We start from the raw sequence: 23,596 nt of genomic DNA on the forward strand, positions 1-23,596 counted from the left end.
ACCTCAGAAGTACAATGCTTCCTGTTTTTATAGGAACGGCAGTAATTGACTAGAGAAAGTACTGCACCATTATTTGGCCTCATTGAGGTCCCAATTGTAATCGTATTTAACTTTATCGAGATGAAGAGAAAGCGTAGGTCTATATTTTTTTAGATGATTGGTTAGTGCTTCCTTAGAACCAAAATCTTCGGGAAACCACTCGTAAATAGAAGACAGTACAATGTTGTTACCTGACGGCTTAACACCTTTACTGCTATTGATGAAACTGCCTGCCGCTTGCTCTAACAACATCTCTTGATTCGCGGCATCAAATGCGACCGGTTGTAGGTTGGGGCAGCCTAAACTTGCACAATTGACCGCATAATGAGTACGAGCATCTTGCCAGATTGGTCTTAGAATTCTGTGTTCAATATCGTTTAAGCTTAGCTTTTTACCTGTAACTACGACTATGTCATCACCCCATGGACCAAAGCTAAACAATCCACCTAGTTTGGTAATAGATTTGATAGGGTAGTTGTCCAGAATAACATTCACGGTCAGCGCGTTATATAAATTTACCCAATAAGCGTATTGTTCTGCTTTGTTGTAGGTTCGAGGATCGAGCTTAGCCATGCCTGATATATAGGATCTGAGCTGTTGCTTATCAGATGGAGTTACGTGTTTATAACGAACAAGCGTATTTTCTTTCTTTTCAACAAGATAATTGTCTAAAAAATATTGCCATTTAAGATGAGAGATAACGTGAGTATTTTGCTCGTCCGCTCGGTTCCAATAGTCCCAAAGCTCGGCTTTTGGCGCTGAAAAGGAAAAAGTAGAGAAGAGTAAGCTAATGCAAAGTAATAAATATTTCATAGATAACCCAATTGAAGAATATGTTCATTAGGATAGACCATGAGAGTGAGAATTAAATTTCATTGAATTGAAATTGATTAGGTAGGACCTGATCCGATTGAAGAAGAGCCAGTCCTGAAGGAATGAATCGAATCACTCGCTCAGAACTGGCTTCTGCCATGTTTACTTCATATACGTCGGGATATTATCTTCATATGCAGAGATTTTTTCTTCATGTTGAAGCGTTAATCCAATATTGTCTAAGCCGTTAAGTAAGCAGTGGCGACGGAACTCATCTATTTCAAATGAATACTGTTTGTCGTTTGCGGTTACTTTCATCGCTTCTAAATCAACGGTAACCTGAGCGCCTTCGTTTGCTTGAACAAATTGGAATATATCATCCACTTCTTGATCGGTTAAGCGGACAGGAACCATTTGATTGTTGATAGAATTGCCGTAGAAAATATCAGCAAAACTCGGCGCAATCATTACCTTGATACCATAATCTGCCAGTGCCCACGGTGCATGTTCGCGTGACGAACCACAACCGAAGTTTTCACGAGCGATGAGGATTGAAGCGCCCTGGTAACGAACCTCATTCATGACAAATTCAGGATTAGGTTGCTGACCAGCATCATCGAGAAAGCGCCAATCATTAAATAGGTGCTGACCAAAACCTAATCGTGTTACTTTTTGAAGAAACTGTTTTGGAATAATGGCGTCCGTATCGATATTTGCAAGATCCAAAGGGACAACTAAGCCTGTGTGATTTTTAAAACCTGACATTGTTTGCTCCTTATAGTTTACGAATATCAATGAAATGACCAGCAATTGCGGCAGCAGCAGCCATCGCTGGACTGACTAAGTGTGTACGACCATCACGACCCTGACGACCTTCAAAGTTACGATTACTGGTTGAAGCACAACGCTCTTTTGGACCTAAGCGGTCATTATTCATCGCTAGACACATAGAGCAGCCTGGCAAACGCCATTCAAAACCAGCGTCGATAAATATTTTATCAAGGCCTTCTTGCTCCGCTTGAGCTTTCACTTGCTCAGATCCAGGAACGATCAATGCTTGAACGTGATCGGCAACTTTGCGACCTTTTGCAATCGCCGCGGCTGCACGCATATCTTCTATACGAGAGTTTGTACATGAACCAACAAACACTTTATCCACGTTATAGTCAGTTAATGCTTTTCCCGCTTCTAAGCCCATATAGGCTAATGCCTTTATAGCGGAAGCTTTTTCTGCTGCGTCTGCAAAATTTTCAGGAGCAGGGATAGGTTCATCGACAGCGATAACCTGACCCGGGTTCGTTCCCCAGGTGACTTGAGGTTTAATGCTCGAAGCTTCAAGGATGACAGTTGCATCAAAGGTTGCATCATCATCTGTTTTTAACGACGACCAATATTCAATCGCGGCATCCCAGTCAGCACCTTTAGGGGCAAATTCACGGCCTTGGATATAGTCAAAAGTGGTTTGGTCTGGTGCGACAAGCCCTGCTTTAGCTCCAAGTTCAATGGCCATATTGCAGACCGTCATACGACCTTCCATTGAAAGATCACGTATCGCCTCACCACAGAACTCAACGACATAACCTGTACCGCCGGCCGCGGTTGTTTTGCCGATGATCGCCAGTACGATATCTTTCGCTGTTATGCCGTCAGCTACCTTGCCTTGGACATCTATTTTCATCGTTTTAGCGCGATCTTGCTTTAATGTTTGCGTTGCTAATACATGCTCCACTTCGGATGTACCAATACCAAAAGCCAGAGAACCGAAAGCGCCGTGTGTTGCTGTATGTGAATCACCACACACAATGGTCATGCCTGGAAGGGTAATACCTAACTCAGGCCCCATAACATGAACAATGCCTTGGTATTTATGGTTTAGATCATAAAGGGTAACACCGAATTCCTCACAGTTTTTCGATAAAGTTTCCATTTGAATTCTAGCCATTTCGCCAGAAGCGTTAATGTCTTTGGTGGTCGTGGATACATTGTGATCCATTGTGGCAAAGGTTTTACCCAACTGACGTACTTTACGACCTTTCTCACGCAAACCATCAAACGCTTGCGGTGACGTGACTTCGTGAACTAAGTGGCGGTCGATATATAGAATCGGGTTTTCGCCTTCGGCTGCAACAGCAACGTGCGCAGCGTAGACTTTTTCATATAAGGTTTTAGACATTGCTTCTTCCTTGATGGAGTCGACTGGCTACTCGGTATGGAGTAGCCATTTTCTATTGAGTTAAACGTTTTTATTCATGTAACTGTTTTTATTCGCAAAAATGCTACTAGCACAAATGCTATTATCGAAAAATGTAACCAGCGATTTTATCGCCCATTTCAGATGTAGATAGAGCGGGCTTGTCACTAGCAAGGTCTCCAGTGAGCTCTCCGGCTTCTAACGCTCTAGATACTGCCGTTTCGATATCTTGTGCCGCTTGCTCTTCACCTAAGCTGTAGCGAAGCATTAAAGCAGCAGAGAGGATTTGAGCAACAGGGTTTGCTATGTTTTTGCCTGCAATATCAGGGGCGGATCCGCCAGCTGGTTCGTACAGGCCAAAATTGCTTTCATTTAAGCTTGCTGACGGAAGCATACCCATAGAACCAGTAATCATGGCGCATTCGTCAGAGATAATGTCTCCGAAAATGTTCGAACAAAGCATCACGTCAAACTGAGACGGATCTTTAATGAGCTGCATTGTCGCGTTATCGATGTAGATGTGAGATAGCTCAACATCTGGGTAGTCTTTAGCGATACCTTCAACAACTTCACGCCACAAAATAGAACTTTGTAGAACGTTGGCTTTATCGACAGAGCATACTTTTTTGTTGCGTAAACGAGCAGATTCGAAAGCAATTTTAGCAATACGCTCTATTTCATATCGATGATAAATTTCGGTATCAAATGCTTTCTCATTTGGTCCTTCGCCTTCACGACCTTTCGGTTGGCCAAAGTAAATACCACCCGTTAGTTCACGCACAACGACGATATCAAATCCCTTTTCTGAAATATCGGCACGCAGTGGTGAAAAAGACTCTAACCCTGCGTGAATTTGGGCTGGACGAAGGTTACAAAATAATTGGAAGTGCTTACGCAATGGAAGCAAAGCACCGCGTTCTGGTTGGTCATTTGGCGGAAGATGTTCCCATTTTGGACCACCTACCGAGCCAAATAGAACCGCATCGGCTGCTTCACAACCTTTAACCGTGCTTTCAGGTAACGGGCAGCCGTGATTATCGATAGCGATACCACCTACATCGTGTTCTTCTTTAGAGAAACTGATTCCGTGCTTCTTCTCTATAGCGTCTAATACTTTATGTGCTTGCTGCATTACTTCCGGGCCAATGCCGTCTCCCGGTAAAACGGCTATTTTGTATTCTTTGCCTGCCATGGTCATGTTTTTCCTGTGTATGTTAAATTGTAATCGGTATTATCAAACGGTTTGTGTATTTTTTTTCGACTGCTTAATCTCGGCAACCTGATCCGCACGATGAATGCTGTTGATGACATGCAATAGTGCTTGGCCTGAAGCCTCTACGATATCGGTGGCTAGACCTGTTCCGTGGTATTTACAGCCTTTATAATTAGCAATAATGTCAGCTTGACCAAGGCCATCTTCGCCTTCACCTTTTGCAGTGAGATCGAACTTATCCAACACTATTTCATATCCAGTTAAGCGATAGATACATTGATAAAGAGCATCGACTGGGCCGTTACCTACAGCAGCCTCACATTGCTCTTTATCGCCACATTGTAATTTGATTGAAGTGGTTGCCATTACGCTACCCGATTGTACGCTCAAGTAGTTCAATTTGTAGAAGTCATCTTCATCACGAAGATTAGCAAAATGCATTAATGCTTCTAGGTCATAATCGAAGATTTGGCCTTTACGATCCGCGAGTTTTAAGAAGTCATCATAAAGCGCATCAAGATTGTATGACTCTTCTTTGTAGCCCATGTCATCCATATGACTTTTAACTGCTGCTCTGCCACTACGACTGGTCAAGTTCAACGCTTTGTTTTTAAGCCCAATAGATTCAGGCGTCATAATCTCGTAGGTATTTTTGTTTTTCAATACGCCATCTTGATGGATACCAGAGGAGTGACTAAATGCGTTAGCACCGACAATCGCTTTGTTATCTTGAATCGGCATATTACATAGCTGACTAACAAGGCGGCTCGTGCGGTGTATCTCATCGTGTTTTAGACCCGTGTGAACCCCCATCAAATCTGAACGGGTTTTGATTATCATCGCTATTTCTTCTAGCGAGCAATTACCTGCACGTTCACCAATACCATTAATAGTACCTTCAACCTGACGAGCGCCTGCCTGAACGGCAGTAATGGAGTTTGCGACCGACATGCCCAAATCGTCGTGGCAGTGAACAGAGATAACCGCCTTATCGATATTAGGTACACGGTTGAAAAGTTGTTCGATAATGCGACCAAATTCACTCGGTACGGTGTATCCGACAGTATCCGGAATATTGACAGTTGTTGCGCCAGCATTGATTGCAGCTTCAACCATACGACATAGATTATCGATAGGCGTACGCCCTGCATCTTCGCAAGAAAATTCCACATCATCGGTATAGTTCCGAGCGCGTTTTACTGCTTGAACGCCCATCTCCACGACATCATCATAATCGCGGCGTAATTTGTCTTTTACATGAATCGTTGAGGTAGAAATAAACGTATGGATTCGAAATGCTTCTGCCACTTTTAAGGATTCAGCTGCAACATCAATATCCTTGGCTACCGCCCTTGACAGTGCACAGATACGACTACCTTTGATGTTTTTAGCAATGGTTTGCACAGATTTAAAGTCACCAGGCGAGGAAACAGGAAACCCTGCTTCTATTACATCGACACCGAGACGTTCGAGGGCATAGGCGATCTGCAACTTCTCTTTTACCGTTAAGCTTGCTGAAAGTGCTTGTTCGCCATCACGCAATGTGGTGTCGAATATAATGACTTGATCGTTCATACCTGCTTCCTTTTCGTGTCTATGTTAACCATTTGTCTCTGTTAACTGTCTGTTGAGTTTTATTTAGTTATAAAAAAGCCCGCTTGTTAGCGGGCTTTTAGAAATCTATGTGGTGTTTTTCGTCCACTGCCTACCCGCGCGATTGTTTCACGATAAGGAGGAGGTTGAGGAGTGTCGAAAAATTAAATGTCATTTTATATTCTTTTCCAAAAGTAAATGATATCCACAAATTTATGTTTCAATTAGTACCGCACTAGATGACTTGCGTCAAGTCATATGTTGGGTTTTTATTCAAAATTATACATGAGTGAAAATACCATAAATCATTCTTGTTTTTAAAGTGCTGCATACCCACGCCACGATTCTACAAGGAAATGCGTTATTAATTAATCGAATAAACAAATATTGATGAATTAAACGAGTACCATCTTAAGGCCAAAGACAACTATAATTAATCAGTTGATTAATTGGAGCATAATTATGTCACGGAAAGCGGGTAGGCCTAGCGAGAGCACTCAGGCGCGAGAGAAATTGATTAGTCATGCTCGAGAGCTCTATATGGTGATGCCGTATGAGAAGGTATCTACTCGATTGGTGGCAGACAGTGCCGGCGTAAATATTGCCATGATTCGTTATTATTTCGGTAATAAGCAAGGTTTATTCGAAACGGTAATCCGTGAAACTATGGAGCCGATTAATCAGCAGATGAAGGCGATGGTTAAATCTTCTAGTCAAGAGAGTTTAATTGGTTTAATGCGGGCTTATTATCAAACTATGGTTAATACACCTGAATTTCCTCGCTTGATAGCCCAGATAATGAATATGTCTGAATCGGATATGCAGCGCAGACTAATTGAAAAAATATTCAAAGAGGTGACAAAACCGGCACAAGAAACGATGTTTAATCGTCTTTTGGAAGAAGGTGTCCTCAGAGAAGGCGTCGACCCAAAACTGTGTCGTGTTACTTTTATTAGTATGATGGTATTTCCTTTTATCGCCCCTCGCGCCATGCTGGAGTTTCATGGTGTAGAGCTAAACTCGTCGTTTCTTGAACAACTTTTAGAACATAATATAAAAACCTTAACACATGGTTTTTTGTCACCAGAACATCAAATTTCTCTTGGGGAAAATAATGAACATTAATCGCAAACTTCTTTTCTTTCCAGTTTTGGCTATTGGTATTGTTATTCTGTTTACTGCGATCAAAATGAAGCCGGATCTCTCTGTCAAACCCGCTGGGGATAGAGCGCGATTAGTTAAAGTGATGCCTTTAGAGCTAAAGGCGATGGCACCAATTGCAATCGGTTTTGGAAAGGTTGCGCCTAAGTTTGAGTGGAAAGCGATTGCTGAGGTTACGGGTAAGGTTGTTTACAGAAATCCTGAGTTAGAAAAAGGTCGTATTCTTCAAGCAGGAACAGAGGTATTGCGAATCGACCCACTAGATTATGAATTGAAACTTGCCCAAGCAGAAGCCGATCTAAGTTCCAGTAAAACGCAATTAGCCAAGCTTAATCAAGAAGAAAAAAATCTAAAAGGAACAGTGAAGATAGAGAAAAACCGACTTTCAATCAGTCAAAATGAACTGGATAGAAAGCTTAATCTAAAAAAAAGAGGGCTTACTTCCCAATCTGATGTTGATCAGCAAAACCAAACCTATCTGTCCCAGCAAAAACTGGTACAGGATATGCAAAATCAGTTGTCTCTCTATCCCGATGAAAGAAAAGTGTCTCAAGCTCAGGTAAAAGTAAATGAATCTAAGGTAACAGAGGCAAAACGCTCATTAGAGAAAACCTCGATTGTATTACCGCAAGACCTTCGTATTGCCGAGGTCGATATTGAAGACAATCAAGTTGTGAACCTTCAACAAACGATGGTGACAGCACATGGTACTAATACGATGGAAGTGGAAGCACAGTTGTCTATTCATGATTTGCAATTGATTGCCTCTAGTTTGGCCTATTTCATAAACAATGATTCAGGCGTTTCACAACCAGACATGAGTGGCATTACCTCTTGGATTGAGTTGTCTAGTGGTAGTTTGACCGCACGTTGGTCAGCAAAAGTCGCTCGTATAAGTGAAACGGTGGATGCTACTCAGGCGACAGCTGGGGTTATTTTAGAAATCGAGCAAGATTATTCAACGTTAAACGCGAGCAATATACCGCCACTAGTGAATGGTATGTTCGTTAGTGCTGAACTCATTGGTCAAGAAAACCCCAGTTGGGTTATACCTGAGCGTGCGCTTCATGGTGACAGCGTGTATATCATGGATGTGGACAATAAGTTAGATATCCGACCTGTCTCCGTTTTGTATCGTCGAGATAACCAGGTAGTGATTGATGGTGAATTAGAACACGGAGAGAGGTTGGTATTAAATGATTTATTACCGGCTCTACAAGGAATGCTGCTCAAAATCGAAGATGCACAGCCAGTACCAAATGAGGAGGATGCGGCATGATCCGTTTCTTTACTAAGCATCCAACAGCATCGAATCTATTGATGTTGTCCTTACTTATATTGGGTATAACATCACTTTCAACCATTAAACGAGAAACCTTCCCCGAATTTAGTCCCCCTTATATTATGGCTGGTGTTGTGTATCCAGGAGCGTCACCGCAAGAAGTTGAAGAGAGCATCTGTATTCGTATGGAAGATGCCGTTGATGGTCTCGCGAATATCGAAGAGACTCGCTGTGAAGCGGTCGAAGGCTCTGCAAGACTGGTAATAAAGCTAAATGAAAAGGCCGATATCAGTAGAATGCTGGTGGATGTGCAGACTCAAATCGACTCAATAAATGACTTCCCGTCAGAAATTGAGTCCCCAGTTGTACAAGAACTCGATTGGAATGAACCCGTTGTTGATGTCGCTATTACCGCTGATACTTCGTGGCCTGAGCTTAAGGCTTATGCGGAAGAATTAAAGCGCATTATGAAGCTTGATTATGATGTCTCTTTGGTTGACGTAAGTGGCTTCTCAGATCATCAATATAGAGTTGAACTAAATACTCAAGCCATTCGTCAACTTGGGCTTAGTGTTGGGGATATTGCAACGCAGATAGGCAAACAAAATATTAAACTGCCAAGTGGTAATATAGAGACCCCAGACAAGAATTTTTTGATTCGATTTGATGAAAGGCGGGTGACGCCTGAAGAGTTAAATACGATTGTTATTGGCTCTGGTCCTAATGGTTCGATTGTTCGTTTGAGGGATATAGCGACTATCACGGATCGGTTTGAATTAGACGAACAGAAAGTGCTGTTTGACGGTCATCCATCGGCGGTGCTAAAAATAAGCAAAAACAAAGAAGATGATGCCTTAAGAATTAAAGATAACGTCGTCCGTTTCGTTGATGATATGCGTTTAGTTGCGCCAGATGGCGTTACTCTAGAGCTGACAAATGATCTGTCTTCAGTGTTATGGGATCGTCTAACCATGATGCTACGTAATGGTTGGCAGGGGATCGTCTTGGTGTTTGCAACCATGTGGCTGTTCTTCAGCTTTCGGTACTCTTTTTGGGTCGCCGCTGGTTTGCCCGTCGCTTTTTTGGGTGGCTTATTCTTAATGGCTCAGTTGGGCTTGTCCATCAATATTATGTCTTTGGTTGGGCTTTTAATGGCAATAGGTATCATGATGGATGATGCCATTGTCATCGCAGAATCCATCGCTTCGCATCTCGATCGAGGGCAAAAAATAGATGATGCCGTTGTGAATGGCGTTAAAAAAGTATTACCCGGTGTCATTTCTTCATTCTTAACAACGGTCTGTATCTTTGGAAGTTTACTGTTTCTTGATGGTGAAATGGGTGCGGTACTTAAAGCCGTCCCGCAGGTTCTTATTCTTGTGCTGTCATTAAGTCTAGTTGAAGCGTTTTTAATCCTGCCTAATCATCTTTCTCACTCTTTGCATAAAGCGAAAAAAGAACGCCAACCAGTCAAATTTAAACGAGTACTGTTGGAACGATTTGAACATTTCCGCAATACCACACTTATTCGTGCCGTTGATAAGGTTGTAAAGTACCGCTATGCCTTTATTGGCGGTGTGTTCACTATGTTGCTTGCCTCCGTTGCGCTTATTGTCGGAGGCGCGGTTAAGTTTGTCCCGTTTCCAGATCTAGATGGTGATATTGCTGAAGCGAGAATTATTTTACCTCCAGGATCATCACTTAGCCAAACAGAAATTGTTGTAGATAAACTGATTGAGTCTGCAAAACGACTGAATACCAAGTGGACAGAGGAAATGGAAGATGGTGTGCCACTTGTTCAGCACATTACCAGCCAATTCAATGCCAATCAGGATGCCGATGAGTCTGGGCCTCATATAGCGACAGTACGCCTAGACCTTTTGGGGGCAGAGATTCGCAATACTGTGATCGATGATTTTGTCGATGCATGGCGCGAAGATATCGGTGAACTAGCGGAGCCTATTTCGTTGGTCTTTAAGCAACCAACAATGGGGCCGGGTGGTCGAGATATAGAAATCCGCGTTAAACACGACAACCTTGATGAGTTGAAAGCGGCCTCTATTGATATACAAGAATACCTGAATGAGTTTTACGGTGTTTACGGCGTTCTAGACGATATGCGTATGGGGAAGGAAGAAGTATTGATCAAGCTTCGTCCCGGCGCAGAAACCTATGGTGTAAACGGGCAGATTATTGCTAATCAACTTAGATCGGCGTTCTTTGGTCAGACGGCAGATGAGATTCAAATTGGCGTCGAAAATATCTCAATTGAGGTGCGTTTAGATAAAGTTCAAGCCGGTGACTTACAGCAATTAGCTAATTTCCCCATCATAATGGCCGATGGTAGCCAACTGCCTCTTGGTACAGTGGCAACGTTAGACTTTCAGAGAAACTATGTGCGTATCCAGCGAATCGATGGGCTCAGGACAATAAGTGTTTATGGCGATGTTGATAACTCGAAAGTCAGCTCGGCATCGATAATTTCTCAATTCCAGACAGAGCAAGCGTCGAAATTGAAGATAAAATATCCCGGTTTGCGATTTGACTTTGAAGGCCAATCTAAAGATTCGGCTAAAACCGCCGCATCGATGGGTAAAGGTTTCTTGCTTGGTCTCTTTGGTGTCTTTGTCATCCTTAGTTATCAATTTCGTAGCTACCTAGAACCTTTCGTAGTGATGCTTGCGATACCCCTTGCCTTTATTGGCGTGGTTTGGGGGCACTTCCTTTTAGGGCACGCTCTTAGTATGCCAAGTATGATGGGCTTTGTTTCATTAGCAGGTATCGTGGTCAATGATTCTATATTGCTTGTTCAATATATACGACATCATGTCGATGAGGGAGACAGCGTGCATGATTCGGTCGTGAAGGCGAGCAGAGAAAGATTTAGGGCCGTATTTTTAACCTCTATGACCACAGCGGCGGGATTGTTACCGCTGCTTACCGAGACAAGTTTGCAAGCTCAAGTCATACAACCGCTTGTTATCTCGATCGTATTCGGAATTTTTGCCTCTACATTGTTGGTATTGTTTATGATTCCTGCAGCCTACTCCATATTGGCTGACTGGGGCTTTATCCGTAAACACAAAGAAATTTAGCGTCATTATCCTCGCAAAAACGTAATGTGGTCCTGCTAAGAAAAGTATTCCTAAATTCCCGTAAAAATGGGAATTTAGGTGGTATTCGATTCCGATTCTCGTGAGGATGACGAATGTAAATCATTCTAACCGATCGACACTGGACGAAAGGGGAATTTCAGGCGTACAAAATCTTCCGTTTTCTCATTCTATAAATAACGATTCAATTATTTCATTTTTGAAATTGTCTCTTTCTATATCTGCAATTTAACTTATCCCTAACAATCACTATCCTATAGGTTAAACAAGGATGGTGAATTGTGGTAATTCAACTAACAGCAAAGCAAGCCGCGGAATGGATAGAAGATGAACAGGCAATAATGCTAGGCGGTTTTATAGGTAGTGTTGTTCCTGAGGCAATAGAAAGGGCGATTGGAGAAAGGTTTGACTCTTTTAACACACCGAAAAATCTAACCTTAATTTTCGCCGCTGGGCAGGGAGATGGAAAAGGTCGGGCTATGAATCATTTGGCGAAAGCGGGGATGGTATCGACAGTGATCGGTGGTCATTGGGGCTTGGTTCCCAAACTGCAAGAACTTGCCGTATCTGAGCGCATTCAAGGTTACAACCTACCTCAAGGGATTATTTCACACCTTCTTAGGGACACCGCTGCTGGCAAGTTAGGCACGATTAGTAAAGTGGGGCTTGGCACATTTGTTGATCCTAGAGTTGAAGGTGGAAAGATCAATAAAATTACCAAGGATGACTGGGTAGAGCTTATTGAGCTGCAAGGTGAAGAGCACCTTTTTTATCATAAGTTACCAATAGACATTGCCATATTACGCGGAACAACAGCAGACGAAAATGGCAACATCACTATGGAAGATGAGTGTCTAATTGTAGAAAGCCTCGCGGCGGCACAGGCGGCGAAAAATAGTGGAGGCAAAGTTATTGTGCAGGTTAAGCACGTTGTTAAAGCGGGAGAGTTATCTCCTCATGCTGTAAAGATCCCCGGTATATTTGTTGATGCAATCGTTCAATGTCACGATTTGACAGAGCACATGCAAACCTTTGCAACTCAGATGAATCCTGCGTTTGTTGGAGAATATACTGAGCCTAAGGAGACAATTAAAGTATCACCTATGAAATTGGATGCAAAAACAGTAATTGCTCGTCGAGCAGCAATGGAACTGAAACGAGGCTCTATCCTTAATTTAGGTATTGGCGTGCCTGAATATATTGCAGCCGTAGCCAGTGAGTCTGGCGTACTCGATCAGTTTGTATTGACCGTTGAACCTGGTGCAGTTGGTGGCAATCCTGCTGGAGGGTTAGATTTTGGCGCTTCGTCGTATCCTCAGGCAATTATCAGCCAAGATCAAATGTTTGATTTTTATGATGGTGGTGGGATAGATCAGGCATTCCTTGGTTTAGCTCAGTGCGATAAAAAAGGAGACATTAATGTCTCTCGATTTGGTGACAAAATAGCCGGCTGTGGTGGTTTCATTAACATCACTCAGAATGCCAAACAGGTCTATTTTTGCGGAACATTTACTGCAAAAGGGTTGGAAATTGAGTGTAAAGATGGCCAACTGAACATTCTTTCTGAGGGTGAAAATACCAAGTTTTTGTCTCAGGTGGAACAGATTACTTTTTGCGCGAAGCAAGCCCAATTAAGTCACAAAACGGTATTGTATATTACAGAACGGGCGGTGTTTAAATTAGAGGCAACAGGAATGGAGTTGATAGAAATTGCGCCGGGCATAGACTTAGAAAAAGATGTTCTATCACAGATGGAATTTAAACCCAAGATCGCTTCCAACCTAACCAAAATGGATAAAACTATTTTCCAAACTCACTTTGATTTAAGGATGAATAATGATAATGGATAAAAAAGTCGCGATTGTAACGGGGGCAGCCCGAGGGATTGGAAAAACGATTAGCCAGCAGTTGATAAAAGATGGTTTTTTTGTGATTGCCATTGATATGGCGGTGATAGATTGGCAAAAAAGTGAAGCGCTTTATTGTTATCAACTCGATCTTTGTGATCAAATTGCAGTCGCCAATTCAGTAATAGATATAAAAGAGAGGTTCCATGGCGTCGACGTGCTCGTCAATAATGCAGGCATCACCAGAGATGCAATGCTTGGCGATATGTTGTCTAGCGATTGGGATAAAGTGCTCGATATCAACCTAAAGGCTGTTTTTATCCTCACTCAACAGGTATCAAAATTAATGTTAGAGCAGGGCTCCGGGAGTATTATTAATATTTCGTCAATCGTTGGAACCGACGGAAACATAGGTCAAAGTAATTATGCGGCTTCAAAAGGTGGCGTAATAAGCATGAGCAAAGGCTGGGCGAAAGAGCTAGCAAGAAAAGGCGCTCAAATCAGGGTAAACTGCGTTGCGCCGGGCTTTATTTCCACCGAGATGACCAATGAGTTACCAGAAAAGGTCATTGAGTTTATGCAGAAAAAGACGCCTTTAGGAAGAATGGGAACCGCGCAAGATATTGCTGATGGTGTCGCATTTCTAGCATCAAGTAAGAGCCAGTTTATCACCGGTCAGGTACTAAAGATTGATGGTGGCTTAGTCTTATAAAATCACCCTTTGAGCGATCATTTACCCTTTGATTAAATGATCGCTTTTTATTCTATTACGCTTATTAGAATACCTTTGGTAAAACTACGACCTCGGTTTTTGCCCAAATATCATGAAAACCCCGTTTTTTAAGATCAAAAGGGACCAAAAGATTCGCGAGACCAAAACCAGAAGTGCCAATTCGAATAAGTGCTTGAGTACGGGAGATTAGGCTCCCATCAAAATTTTGAACTCGCAATTTCCACGTTCGCATGCCAACGGTCTGCCCTGCCTTTGTCCAAAAATAGACAAAGAAGCCAATCCAAATAACACCTAAATAAAGGGTGAAGACATGGCTCCAGATAGGGTGTGAACTTAATAATTCACCCGGATCTTGGTATGAGCCGTAAGTCATCACGCCTAAAGCCACACAAGCTTCCAAAATGGCAATAATCAATCCTGCAGCAAACATTTCAATAGCAAGAACGATAATACCATCATACAAAAGAGCGGCTAAACGTCGAATGACGCCTGCTGGGGGTAAGGATTGATTTGTTTTCATTTTAGTTATTCTGATTTGATTTTTGAAACAGCATATAGACTTGTCGAGTATTTGAAAAGAGAGCTTATCGGCAGAATGTTCATTTTCAATTCCGATATAGGTCAATTAAACGAGCATAAATGAAGCCGATTGCTCAATTTGATTGAAAACAGTTAGTATCCTTATAAAATAAGTTGGATTAACTCAGTCGTTAGTGGAGCATATGTGAAAGATTTTGATGTGAATTTGTTGCGAGTAATGGCTGTCTTGCTCGAAGAGCGAAATGTTACGGCAGCGGCTGATCGTCTATGTCTAAGTCAATCAGCGGTGAGTAAGCAACTGGCAAAATTACGTGAAGCATTTGATGACCCGTTGTTTGAGCGTACGTCGAGGGAGATGACACCAACGCCCAAAGCGTTATCTCTTGCGCCAAACATCCATGAAGTACTTAAGCAAATAGATCAACTCACCATTCCTTCAACGTTTGAACCAAATAAAAGCAGGCGTAGGTTCAATATCGATTTGGTAGAAACGGCCTATACGGTTGCCTACCCGTATTTTATGCCTAGTTTACTCAAACAAGCTCCGAGCATTAGTATTACTAGCCGAACTTGGAATGAAGACAGCCTTGTGTGTTTATTGAGGCGAGAAATAGACTTTGGAATCGCAATTTTTGAGTGGGATGAACGGGCCAAATCCCATGTTAGTGCTATTCCTGAAGAGCTGAATTATATCGAATTAGTACGAGATCATTCCGTTTGCCTCATGAGAAAAGGACATCCAGCCCTAAACGAAGATTGGAACATTGACACTTTTCTGAAGTACCGTCATCTGCAGGTGACTATTGGTGGTATTAGTGGATGGTTGTTAAAGGAAATACTGTTATCTGAAAATCGGCAGCTAGACAATGCTGTTAACATGTCAGATGTGCCAAGTGCCGTTAAATTGTGCGAGCAGAGTGATCTGTTGATGTGTTATCCAGAGTCTTCGGTAAAAGTACTTAATATGGATGCTAATCTTATTGTTAAACCTATTCCTGTAAAGTTGGACTCGGGTGGGTATTTTTTATTGTGGCACCGACATTTTGAAAATGACCCCAGTCATAAATGGTTACGAGAATTGATCATTAAGCTCACTCCTCGTTGTGTTTCCGATATTTGAATCAAATGGGTAAACGTTACTTTCTGAGGAAACTGAGCTTATGGAACGAGAACCGATGACTACATGGCTAATTATTCAACAACTAACTCACAACTAAGGAATTTCCTCTTGCACCCCTTAGTTTCATCCGTATAATGCCAAGCATCAAAGGGCAATAGCCTTACGATGCCGGTGTGGTGAAATTGGTATACACGACGGATTCAAAATCCGTTGCCGAAAGGCGTGGCGGTTCAAGTCCGCCCACCGGTACCATTATTAAAACAACAAAGCCTCGACGAAAGTCGGGGCTTTGTTGTATCTAGAGTAATTATAAAACTTAGCATTTATAACGTGATCCTTTTAACCCTTTCATTTTTATAACAATGTTATTCTTTTCCTCTCCGTCTTTTGGTAGAAGGTTCTACTCTATGCAACATGTTCTAATTATTGTTAACGATGCTCCCTATGGTTCTGAAAAGCTTTTTAATGCTTTGCGTCTTGCCATACAACTAAATGAACAAGGAGGGGAACCCGTTAAGGTGAGTATATTTTTGTTGTCTGATGCCGTGACTGCTATTTTACCTAAGCAATCTCCGAATGAAGGCTATAACATTCAACAAATGCTGGAGATAGTGATTGCGCAAAATAGCCAAGTGAAGTTTTGTGGCTCTTGTATTCAGGCTCGTGGTTTATCTGAGCTTAATGTTATTGAAGGCTGTGAATTTGCCACGATGGATGATTTAGCTCAGTGGGTAATGATGGCCGATAAAACCATCAGTTTTTAGAGGTATTATCATTGTAGCGGTCTTTGTTTCTGTCTATTCCTTAGATTCAGTGTATTAAATCTGTGCTTAATTCGTAAAACAAGCAATAAACGCTTCCTGCTTCGCTACATCAGTTTTATTACCCGTAAGAAAGTATAGATAGGTTTGGGGCGCAGGCTTGATATCGACCTATCAGCCGTGTGTAGGAAAGCCCGTAGCAATAAGTAGTACGTTCTTGTAGGCTTTGCCCCTAAGCTTGAACCAGAATTTACTTTGTCTTATTAACGATTAAGTAATTAATTAATGGTAATTATAATGAATATGACGTTTACGCATAATCCTAAAAAAGACGATATCAATTGTCTTTATAATGGTTTAGTGGATTTCAATGAGGTTTTTTTTCCTAATTTTGAAGAAAATACATTTGGGTGTTTTCTAAAAAATGATGAAGATAAAATTATTGGTGGTTTAGCGGGAAAGATTATCTATTCTAATATGTTAATTGATTACTTTTGGGTAGAGGAATCAAATAGGTCATCAGGCATTGGTAAAAAACTTATTAAGCTAGCTGAAGATGAAGCCAAAAAGTTAGGTGTCTGTTATATTAACTTGGATACGTATTCATTCCAAGCCCCCCGCTTTTATGAAAGAATGGGTTTTCTAGAGGTTGGTAGATTTATTAATTATCCAAAAAACGGCACAGATAAAATATTTTATCAAAAGGTATTAAACAAATTACCGTAGATTATTGTAATACGTGTAGTGGTCAATATATTTCAGCCACCAGATTTAATATTATTATTTCTAAAAATTAGTTTTGGGTTGATTTTTCTGTGTGTGTCAGTAGCTAACTAAATTCAACAATATGCTAGTATTTATCGACACAACAAAGCCTTCCTCTAGGATTCAAAATCCGTTGCCGAAAGGCATAGCGGTTCAGGTCCACTCTTTTATATTCTTAATGGTATTAATTTCTTTACAAAAAGCCTTATAACCTTTATTTAGATAGTGGATGATAATATTCGATTAACGGTTATAAGGCTTATATATGTATGACCCAATACAAGACGGGATAGAGAAAGTAGTACAATCAGTAAGTTATAAGGAAGCAAAGCCACCAAGGGTTCTTGCTAAGTTAGTACATAGTTTTTGGGAATTAAAGACAGATATAAAATTACCGAGTGATTTTTGCCTTCATGCCTTGCCTGATGCTTGTGTGAATATTCTGTTCAATCAGAGAGATACTCGAGTAGCTGGTGTTACAGCGCTTCGTACTATTTACGAAGAACTTAACCTAGGCAAAGAGTTTCATTATGTTGGTATTCAATTCTTTCCTGGCGTGTGGCAAGGTAACCTGAATGAAACCTCCGATAGTTTTGTCGGGACGCCATACTTAGGTGATTTACCGTTGATTGGTATAAGTAACGAACTTACTGAACTAAATTTTTCCGCCAAACAGTCCGTTCTGTCAAAATTAGTCGATCAACTTATCGATGAAAAACAAGTCGCAGCAAACTCTGTAACAGAGACGATATTGTCAAGGATAGACTCTATACAGACGGTGGCTGGCATGGCCAATTCGGTGCAAATGTCACCTCGTCAACTACAACGTGTACTCAAAAAATCGACAGGTTTTTCTCCTCATGACTTTCTTAAAGTCTTACGATTACAGCAGTCATTCAAACAACACTATTTGGATTCTTATACTGACCAATCACACTTTATTCGTTCATTTCGCAAAATTACAGGATACACACCGGAAGAATATTACCGTAAATTTGATGTCTGATTTATACAATACTTAAAGTATCTGGTTGATTATTCTCTGTCATGACTTAAACACAAAAAGGATGAGGTCATGAATCAAAATGCAATCGGCTGGTTTGATATCTATGTGAATGATATGGATAGAGCAGTTTCTTTTTATCAATCTGTTTTTAAAAATGATCTAGAAAGTATGCGAGACCCGACAGATAGTAATGCAGTAATGAAGAGTTTTCCGACCGACATGACGGCATACGGTGCTGGAGGTGCTCTCGTAAAAAGAGAGGGGGCAGGCCCCATAACAGGTGGCACTCTTATTTATTTTGGTGTTGAAGATTGCTTAACAGAGGAATTACGTGTGAAAAGCGCGGGTGGTGAAGTAATTAGATCTAAAATGTCGATTGGAGATTTTGGTTGGGTAAGCATATGTATGGATACCGAAGGTAATATGTTTGGTCTCAGCTCTATGAAATAACCTTGAAGATAGATATCTGCAAAATATACATAGCCTATAGCAAGGATAATGTTCAATGAATGCTATCACATGCCAAATAGAGGTCATCACTCACTGTGGGCACCATTGAGATAATGACAAGAACAACAAGGACACCGAATGGCGTCCTTGTTGTTCTTGGTTAAAGTAGATTAGGCTTTTTCTATTTTAACTGGTATTCCGTGTCGGGCAGTGGAACCAAATCTGGCACGAAATAATCTGCGTAAATATTGGTTTCATTAAAATACAGATCTGACGCGATAATTAGGCCCAATTGCTTTGGATCTTTGATGGAATCTTCGACCTGATCTTTCAATCCTGAACACGCATATAGAGGATTATTCGCCCATGCTATCCAAGCCTTAAATTTGAACGGGTTTCCGTTGGCATGAGCAACAAGTAGTTCACCTGCATCTTAGTACTGCCGGGTTGTCGTAAATGCGATGCTGTAGAAACACTGGAACGAATCCAAACATATTACGCTAAATTGGGGTAATCAAAAACAGGAAGAAAATGGAGCCTTAGCTATGGTTGCTCAGAATTTTCGGATCAACAAGATACAGCAAGAAAACTCATTGATAGGGCTGATAAAGCGATGTTCGAGTATAAAAAAACCCATAGAATGAACAGTTGAACTCATCCTGTCAGGCTACGTTTTTTCTGCATGATAAATTAGCTGAAGAGTGAAGAGTGAAGAGTGTAAAGGTAATTGAGTGATTTTATGCCGAAATAAAGGCAACCCACAGGCTGCCTTTGTTGCATTGCTAAATCGACTCATCACCACATGAGATCATCTGGTACAACAAATTCTGCATAAGGATCGTCTTCGGCGAGCTCTTTTTCTGAAGAAGATTTGTTTTCAATGACAGCTTCAGCATCTCTTTCTGCGATTTTATAAGCAACAGATGAAGGGATCACAGCATAATTGTCTTCATACCTAGCGACAGAAAGAATCCCCTTAACTAATTGCCCTCTTGTTTCGTGATCCACGTACAGAGATTTAACTAGAGTCCCGTCGGTAAAGTTATATTTTATATCGCCATGCTTCTGATCGATTTTATTCATTTCAATGAGTTGTTTTACTTGAGCCTTAAGCTCTCTGCCAAATTGCTGCTCATCTCTTTGCTTATTGAGTTCGATATCTCGTAGCCTTTGCGATTCTTTGTTTTGTTCTACTGCAGCTTTGGCCTCACGAGCCTGAACTCTTGATTTTTTGGAGCCTTTTGTGGCCTTTTTTAGTTTCTTTTCGTTTACTAAGCCAGCCTTTAGTAACTGGTCTTGCAAGCTTAACTTTGCCATGTCTATTCCAAGTTGGTTTTTAATCATTTTCTCATTTATAGCCGTGATTGACACTTTTTATTGGTTAGCTAATTAAAAATGTTTAACACGCATGATATCAATGAAGGGTCAGCAGTGTGAAATGTTAACATTAATTTTGAATGCAATCTAAACGGTTCCCGTTAACTAAGCCTATTTGAGTTTTATAGAAGTAAAATAGTAACCTTCTCACTTTTGAGTCAAAGTTCAGAAATGTGGATAAAATATTAATAAATAAAGAAAACACTATAGATAGTTCCCTTCAATGTGAGTAGCCTTGGTTATCAGTGCGTAATATAATGTACATATAATAAATTGAGAGAAAAAGGAATTCTTATGAAGAAGTTAGTAATGCTCGCGTCCACATTGTTAGTGGTGTCTCCCCAGTTGGTTCAAGCTGAAGCTTATGTCGGTGGAAAATTGGGTTATTCTTGGTTGGATGGGTCGTGTCCAACGGATAGCTCGTGCAGCGATGATGGTGGCGCTGGTGGTATTTATGGTGGCTATAACTTTACAGATATGTTCGGTTTAGAAGCTGGTTATGATTATTTGGGTGATTTTAAGGCGGCACCTTTTGATGATTCAATGAAGGCATTCACTCTCGCACCAAAACTGACTATCCCGGTTAATGATATTGACCTATACGGTAAACTTGGTGCGGCATGGGTTGATTATGCAGATATTAACGATACTGTACTATTAGCCGCAATAGGTGCTGAATATGGTTTTTCAGATAATATTTTTGGACGAGTAGAGTATCAACGCGTCAATAATATTACGAAAGGGGTCGTTGATAATTTAGATGTAAATTCTTTTTTCTTCGGACTCACCTATAAATTTGGTTCTAGTGCGCCGGCCGCTGTCGCTGAAGAATTAACACCAGAACCGATTCAAGAGGAAGTGGTTGCAGAAGCGATACCAGTACCTGAAACAAGATTGTTTCAAGAGTACGGTGTAGAGCTGTTTGATAATGACAGCTTTGAACTTGCACCAAATAGCGAACGGTATTTCGATTGGTTGGTTGGTGTTTTGAATAAATACCCTCAGGCTGAGGCTGAGATCATTGGACATACTGATTCACGAGGCTCGGAAGAATATAATCAATCATTGTCACAACAACGTGCACAATCAGTAGCCGATTATTTGTATACACAAGGAATCGAAGAATCAAGAATTACTGTTCGTGGTGAAGGTGAAAGCAAACCTAAAGCTTCAAATGACACTGAAGAGGGCCGTATGGAAAACCGTCGCGTAGAAGTCATTATTGATGAATTTGAGATCACACAATAGTGGCGTGTGATTTTATGCAATATTAGTCAAATTCGGTAAATATTGGGAAAGGCTAGAGCATGAGTTGGCTCTGGCCTTTTTCTTTGTCTGTTGCGCTTGGATAAAGGCGTTCAATATTGATGAACTCATATGTAATATATTGAAATATAATAAATTAATCATTCCCCATTCTTGTTAAACCATAATCAGTTGAAGCTCTTAGTTGTCGGCTTAATCTTCGTTTTTTATTGATATGGATCATCGCAATAGACGGAATGTTAGACCTAAAAACAGGATTTGTGATTTGTTACGCAGCAAGGGCAAACATTAAGGGCTAAGTTTTTACTTAGTTAGTATTCAACAGGGGAGGTGGTGAATGTTTTCGACAGGGGATAAACCTGGTGTAGGTTCATATGTATGCGCAAAATGTAAGATTGCTGTCGTACTAGGTGACGACAGAGAAATACTACCCTATTGTCCGTGTTGTGAATCGAATGAATACATGGCTCGAAATTGGAGTGAAGAAGAAGCGTGATTTTTTAGCGATAAGCTTAAGCCTCGATACATTCGAGGCTTTTTTGTATCTGATACCTAAGTTTATTTTGGCCCCTAAACGGGCTGTGTCATTATGAGTAAAATATTTTATCAGAGTAAGAATCTTAATATGTTAGATAATGTTAATTTAAATCTACTGCGCTCCCTTCTTATCTTATTAGAAGAATGCCATGTTACTCGATCGGCTGAACGACTTAACATTACTCAATCTGCGGTAAGTCGGCAATTAGCACAATTACGAAACTTGTTTGATGACCCCTTGCTTATTCGAGACGGTAATGAATTATACAAAACACCTAAAGCCGTAGAACTTAAAGTTAAACTAGAGCAGTTGTTTGGCGAATTTAAATACCTTATTGAAGAGCAATCTTTTGAACCTGAGAAGTGGGCAGGGGAAGTGAGTTTCTCTTGTAGTGACTATGTCGCCCAATATATTTTTCCAGAAATTGTTAAAAAAGTAAGTGGTTATACTCAGACCGCTAAATTTAACTATCATCTTTGGCAACCTCATTTAATCGATAGTTTTGCAAATAGTCCGATAAAGTTGGCCTCTACCCTTTTAGCTAATAAACCCAAAGGTCTATCTGGAAAATTAATTGGTGAAGATAATTTGGTTTGCGTTATGAGGAATACACACCCCTTATCTCATAAAAACGAACTTATTCTTGATGATATTCTTAGCTTCCAACATGTCATGATTACGGGTGGAGGTGATAAGAACAGTGAATTTGATGCTCGTTTATCTGCACTTAAAAGAAGCCGGGATATTGGTTTAAAAGTCCCCTTTTATTCTGCGGCATTGAGTTCATTGATAAACACAGATTACTTGCTTGTTATTCCTCAACATATTGCAAGAAATATGTGCGCGCATTTGCCAATTTCTTATTACAGCCTTCCGATTGACTTACCGGTACAAAGGTATTGGCTAATATGGCATCCAAAATATGATAACGAACCTTCCCATCAATGGGTAAGAGAATTATCTTATGAGATTCTGAGAAATTCGATCTACTCAGTTGGCTATGATTCTAACTGATGGCAAACATGAGTATTGTTGATTTCATTTAATGACTATTTATTGTTAACTTAACGAGAGTTCGGACATTTTTGTCAAAAACGTTGAAGGAACACAAAATGACTATCTCAGTTTGGTTATCTCTTTTTACCATCTGCTTATTGGGTGCTATGTCACCTGGACCCAGTTTAGCCATAGTAGTAAAACACAGTTTAGCTGGGGGGAGAATCAATGGTGTTGCAACTGCATGGGCACATGCAACTGGTATAGCTATTTATGCGTTTGTTACTCTCGTTGGGCTAGCGGCTTTGCTGCATCAATACCCTACTTTATTTACCGTGATTAGCTATCTGGGTGCTGTTTATTTGGCCTATTTGGGCTTTTTGGCTTTAAGGTCTAAAGGCGGCGTGGCAGCTAAGCTTGAGTCGGGTGAGAGAGTCAGTGTGTTGCAGTCAGCAAAAGAAGGTTTTTTGATTTCAGTAACAAGCCCTAAAATAATGATTTTTTTTACCGCACTCTTCTCACAATTTGTCGGTGTGGGGGCAGAGTTATCCAGTCGGGTGATTGTGGTAGCGACACCTTATTTTGTTGACGGTTTATGGTATACCTTTCTTGCTTTTATGCTCTCTTCTCCAGCATTACTTGATAAATTGAAAAGCAAAGCAGTCATCATTGACCGGCTCTCAGGTATCGTTCTTATTGCTTTGGCATTAAGGGTAGTTTGGGTCGCGTAGGGAGTAAGTAACCAATATTTACTAATCTTCATCGGCTAGTAATAAATTCATGTATAAATAA

At 40.8% G+C, this 23,596-nt stretch carries 21 protein-coding genes and 1 tRNA gene; 15 read left to right on the forward strand and 7 right to left on the reverse strand.

The features are described 5' to 3' along the window. Nucleotides 1-69: 69 nt before the first annotated feature. The 5 genes from L3V77_RS01840 to leuA all read right to left on the reverse strand — a co-directional run bounded on the left by L3V77_RS01840 (nt 70) and on the right by leuA (nt 5,831). Entirely contained in the window at nt 70-852 is a 783-nt protein-coding gene (locus L3V77_RS01840) for a DUF547 domain-containing protein (protein WP_275135475.1), read from the reverse strand. A 162-nt stretch (nt 853-1,014) separates the two neighbouring features. Further along, on the reverse strand, nt 1,015-1,617 hold the full coding sequence (gene leuD / locus L3V77_RS01845) for a 3-isopropylmalate dehydratase small subunit (RefSeq protein WP_275135476.1): 603 nt from the start codon (nt 1,615-1,617) through the stop codon (nt 1,015-1,017). 10 nt (nt 1,618-1,627) lie between these two features. Further along, nucleotides 1,628-3,025 (reverse strand): 3-isopropylmalate dehydratase large subunit, encoded by a 1,398-nt coding sequence (leuC, locus tag L3V77_RS01850; protein WP_275135477.1) that lies wholly within the window; start codon nt 3,023-3,025, stop codon nt 1,628-1,630. A gap of 121 nt (nt 3,026-3,146) precedes the next feature. Beyond that, nucleotides 3,147-4,235, reverse strand: a complete 1,089-nt coding sequence (gene leuB, locus L3V77_RS01855; protein WP_275135478.1) for a 3-isopropylmalate dehydrogenase — start codon at nt 4,233-4,235, stop codon at nt 3,147-3,149. 42 nt (nt 4,236-4,277) lie between these two features. Continuing rightward, complete coding sequence (gene leuA, locus L3V77_RS01860; RefSeq protein ID WP_275135479.1) at nt 4,278-5,831, reverse strand: 2-isopropylmalate synthase; 1,554 nt, start codon at nt 5,829-5,831, stop codon at nt 4,278-4,280. A gap of 480 nt (nt 5,832-6,311) precedes the next feature. Between leuA and L3V77_RS01865 the strand changes: the two genes are divergently transcribed. The 5 genes from L3V77_RS01865 (at nt 6,312) to L3V77_RS01885 (ending at nt 13,964) form a co-directional block, all read left to right on the forward strand. Beyond that, nucleotides 6,312-6,974 (forward strand): TetR/AcrR family transcriptional regulator, encoded by a 663-nt coding sequence (locus L3V77_RS01865; protein WP_275135480.1) that lies wholly within the window; start codon nt 6,312-6,314, stop codon nt 6,972-6,974. After that, on the forward strand, nt 6,964-8,289 hold the full coding sequence (locus tag L3V77_RS01870; RefSeq protein WP_275135481.1) for an HlyD family efflux transporter periplasmic adaptor subunit: 1,326 nt from the start codon (nt 6,964-6,966) through the stop codon (nt 8,287-8,289). Before L3V77_RS01865 ends, L3V77_RS01870 begins: the two co-directional genes overlap by 11 nt. Continuing rightward, entirely contained in the window at nt 8,286-11,387 is a 3,102-nt protein-coding gene (locus L3V77_RS01875) for an efflux RND transporter permease subunit (protein WP_275135482.1), read from the forward strand. Before L3V77_RS01870 ends, L3V77_RS01875 begins: the two co-directional genes overlap by 4 nt. Nucleotides 11,388-11,686: 299 nt before the next feature. Next, on the forward strand, nt 11,687-13,255 hold the full coding sequence (locus L3V77_RS01880) for a CoA-transferase (RefSeq protein WP_275135483.1): 1,569 nt from the start codon (nt 11,687-11,689) through the stop codon (nt 13,253-13,255). After that, nucleotides 13,245-13,964 carry an SDR family oxidoreductase gene (locus L3V77_RS01885; RefSeq protein ID WP_275136673.1) on the forward strand — a complete coding sequence of 240 codons (720 nt, stop codon included), beginning with the start codon at nt 13,245-13,247 and terminating at the stop codon, nt 13,962-13,964. Before L3V77_RS01880 ends, L3V77_RS01885 begins: the two co-directional genes overlap by 11 nt. A 64-nt stretch (nt 13,965-14,028) precedes the next feature. Here the strand turns inward: L3V77_RS01885 and L3V77_RS01890 are convergent, their stop codons facing one another. Continuing rightward, entirely contained in the window at nt 14,029-14,505 is a 477-nt protein-coding gene (locus L3V77_RS01890; protein ID WP_275135484.1) for an RDD family protein, read from the reverse strand. Between the two features lie 204 nt (nt 14,506-14,709). Here L3V77_RS01890 and L3V77_RS01895 point away from each other — a divergent pair, with 204 nt between their 5' ends. The 6 genes from L3V77_RS01895 (at nt 14,710) to L3V77_RS01920 (ending at nt 18,627) form a co-directional block, all read left to right on the forward strand. After that, a complete protein-coding gene (locus L3V77_RS01895; protein WP_275135485.1) occupies nt 14,710-15,645 on the forward strand; it encodes a LysR family transcriptional regulator in 936 nt (311 codons plus the stop codon). Nucleotides 15,646-15,812: 167 nt separating this feature from the next. Then, nucleotides 15,813-15,897: transfer RNA gene (locus L3V77_RS01900), tRNA-Leu, on the forward strand. Nucleotides 15,898-16,052: 155 nt separating this feature from the next. Continuing rightward, the gene (locus L3V77_RS01905; RefSeq protein ID WP_275135486.1) at nt 16,053-16,409 is read left to right on the forward strand and encodes a DsrE family protein; all 357 of its coding nucleotides are present in this window, start codon (nt 16,053-16,055) and stop codon (nt 16,407-16,409) included. Nucleotides 16,410-16,703: 294 nt separating this feature from the next. Next, nucleotides 16,704-17,132, forward strand: a complete 429-nt coding sequence (locus L3V77_RS01910; RefSeq protein WP_275135487.1) for a GNAT family N-acetyltransferase — start codon at nt 16,704-16,706, stop codon at nt 17,130-17,132. Between the two features lie 304 nt (nt 17,133-17,436). Then, on the forward strand, nt 17,437-18,177 hold the full coding sequence (locus tag L3V77_RS01915; protein ID WP_275135488.1) for a helix-turn-helix domain-containing protein: 741 nt from the start codon (nt 17,437-17,439) through the stop codon (nt 18,175-18,177). 69 nt (nt 18,178-18,246) lie between these two features. Next, the gene (locus tag L3V77_RS01920; protein WP_275135489.1) at nt 18,247-18,627 is read left to right on the forward strand and encodes a VOC family protein; all 381 of its coding nucleotides are present in this window, start codon (nt 18,247-18,249) and stop codon (nt 18,625-18,627) included. 795 nt (nt 18,628-19,422) lie between these two features. On the opposite strand, the gene L3V77_RS01925 is transcribed toward L3V77_RS01920, so the two are convergent. After that, nucleotides 19,423-19,944 carry a DUF2058 domain-containing protein gene (locus L3V77_RS01925; protein ID WP_275135490.1) on the reverse strand — a complete coding sequence of 174 codons (522 nt, stop codon included), beginning with the start codon at nt 19,942-19,944 and terminating at the stop codon, nt 19,423-19,425. A 354-nt stretch (nt 19,945-20,298) separates the two neighbouring features. On the opposite strand from L3V77_RS01925, the gene L3V77_RS01930 reads away from it, so the two are divergent. From L3V77_RS01930 to L3V77_RS01945, 4 genes are all read left to right on the forward strand, one after another. Beyond that, entirely contained in the window at nt 20,299-21,252 is a 954-nt protein-coding gene (locus tag L3V77_RS01930) for an OmpA family protein (protein WP_275135491.1), read from the forward strand. 355 nt (nt 21,253-21,607) lie between these two features. Then, complete coding sequence (locus tag L3V77_RS01935; protein WP_275135492.1) at nt 21,608-21,766, forward strand: hypothetical protein; 159 nt, start codon at nt 21,608-21,610, stop codon at nt 21,764-21,766. A gap of 129 nt (nt 21,767-21,895) precedes the next feature. After that, nucleotides 21,896-22,822 carry a LysR family transcriptional regulator gene (locus L3V77_RS01940; protein WP_275135493.1) on the forward strand — a complete coding sequence of 309 codons (927 nt, stop codon included), beginning with the start codon at nt 21,896-21,898 and terminating at the stop codon, nt 22,820-22,822. Nucleotides 22,823-22,920: 98 nt separating this feature from the next. Further along, nucleotides 22,921-23,535, forward strand: coding sequence for a LysE family translocator (locus L3V77_RS01945; protein WP_275135494.1), 615 nt, complete (start codon nt 22,921-22,923; stop codon nt 23,533-23,535). Nucleotides 23,536-23,596 lie beyond the last annotated feature (61 nt).

It is taken from the genome of Vibrio sp. DW001, from assembly GCF_029016285.1.
In the GTDB taxonomy this organism is placed as follows: Bacteria; Pseudomonadota; Gammaproteobacteria; order Enterobacterales; family Vibrionaceae; genus Vibrio.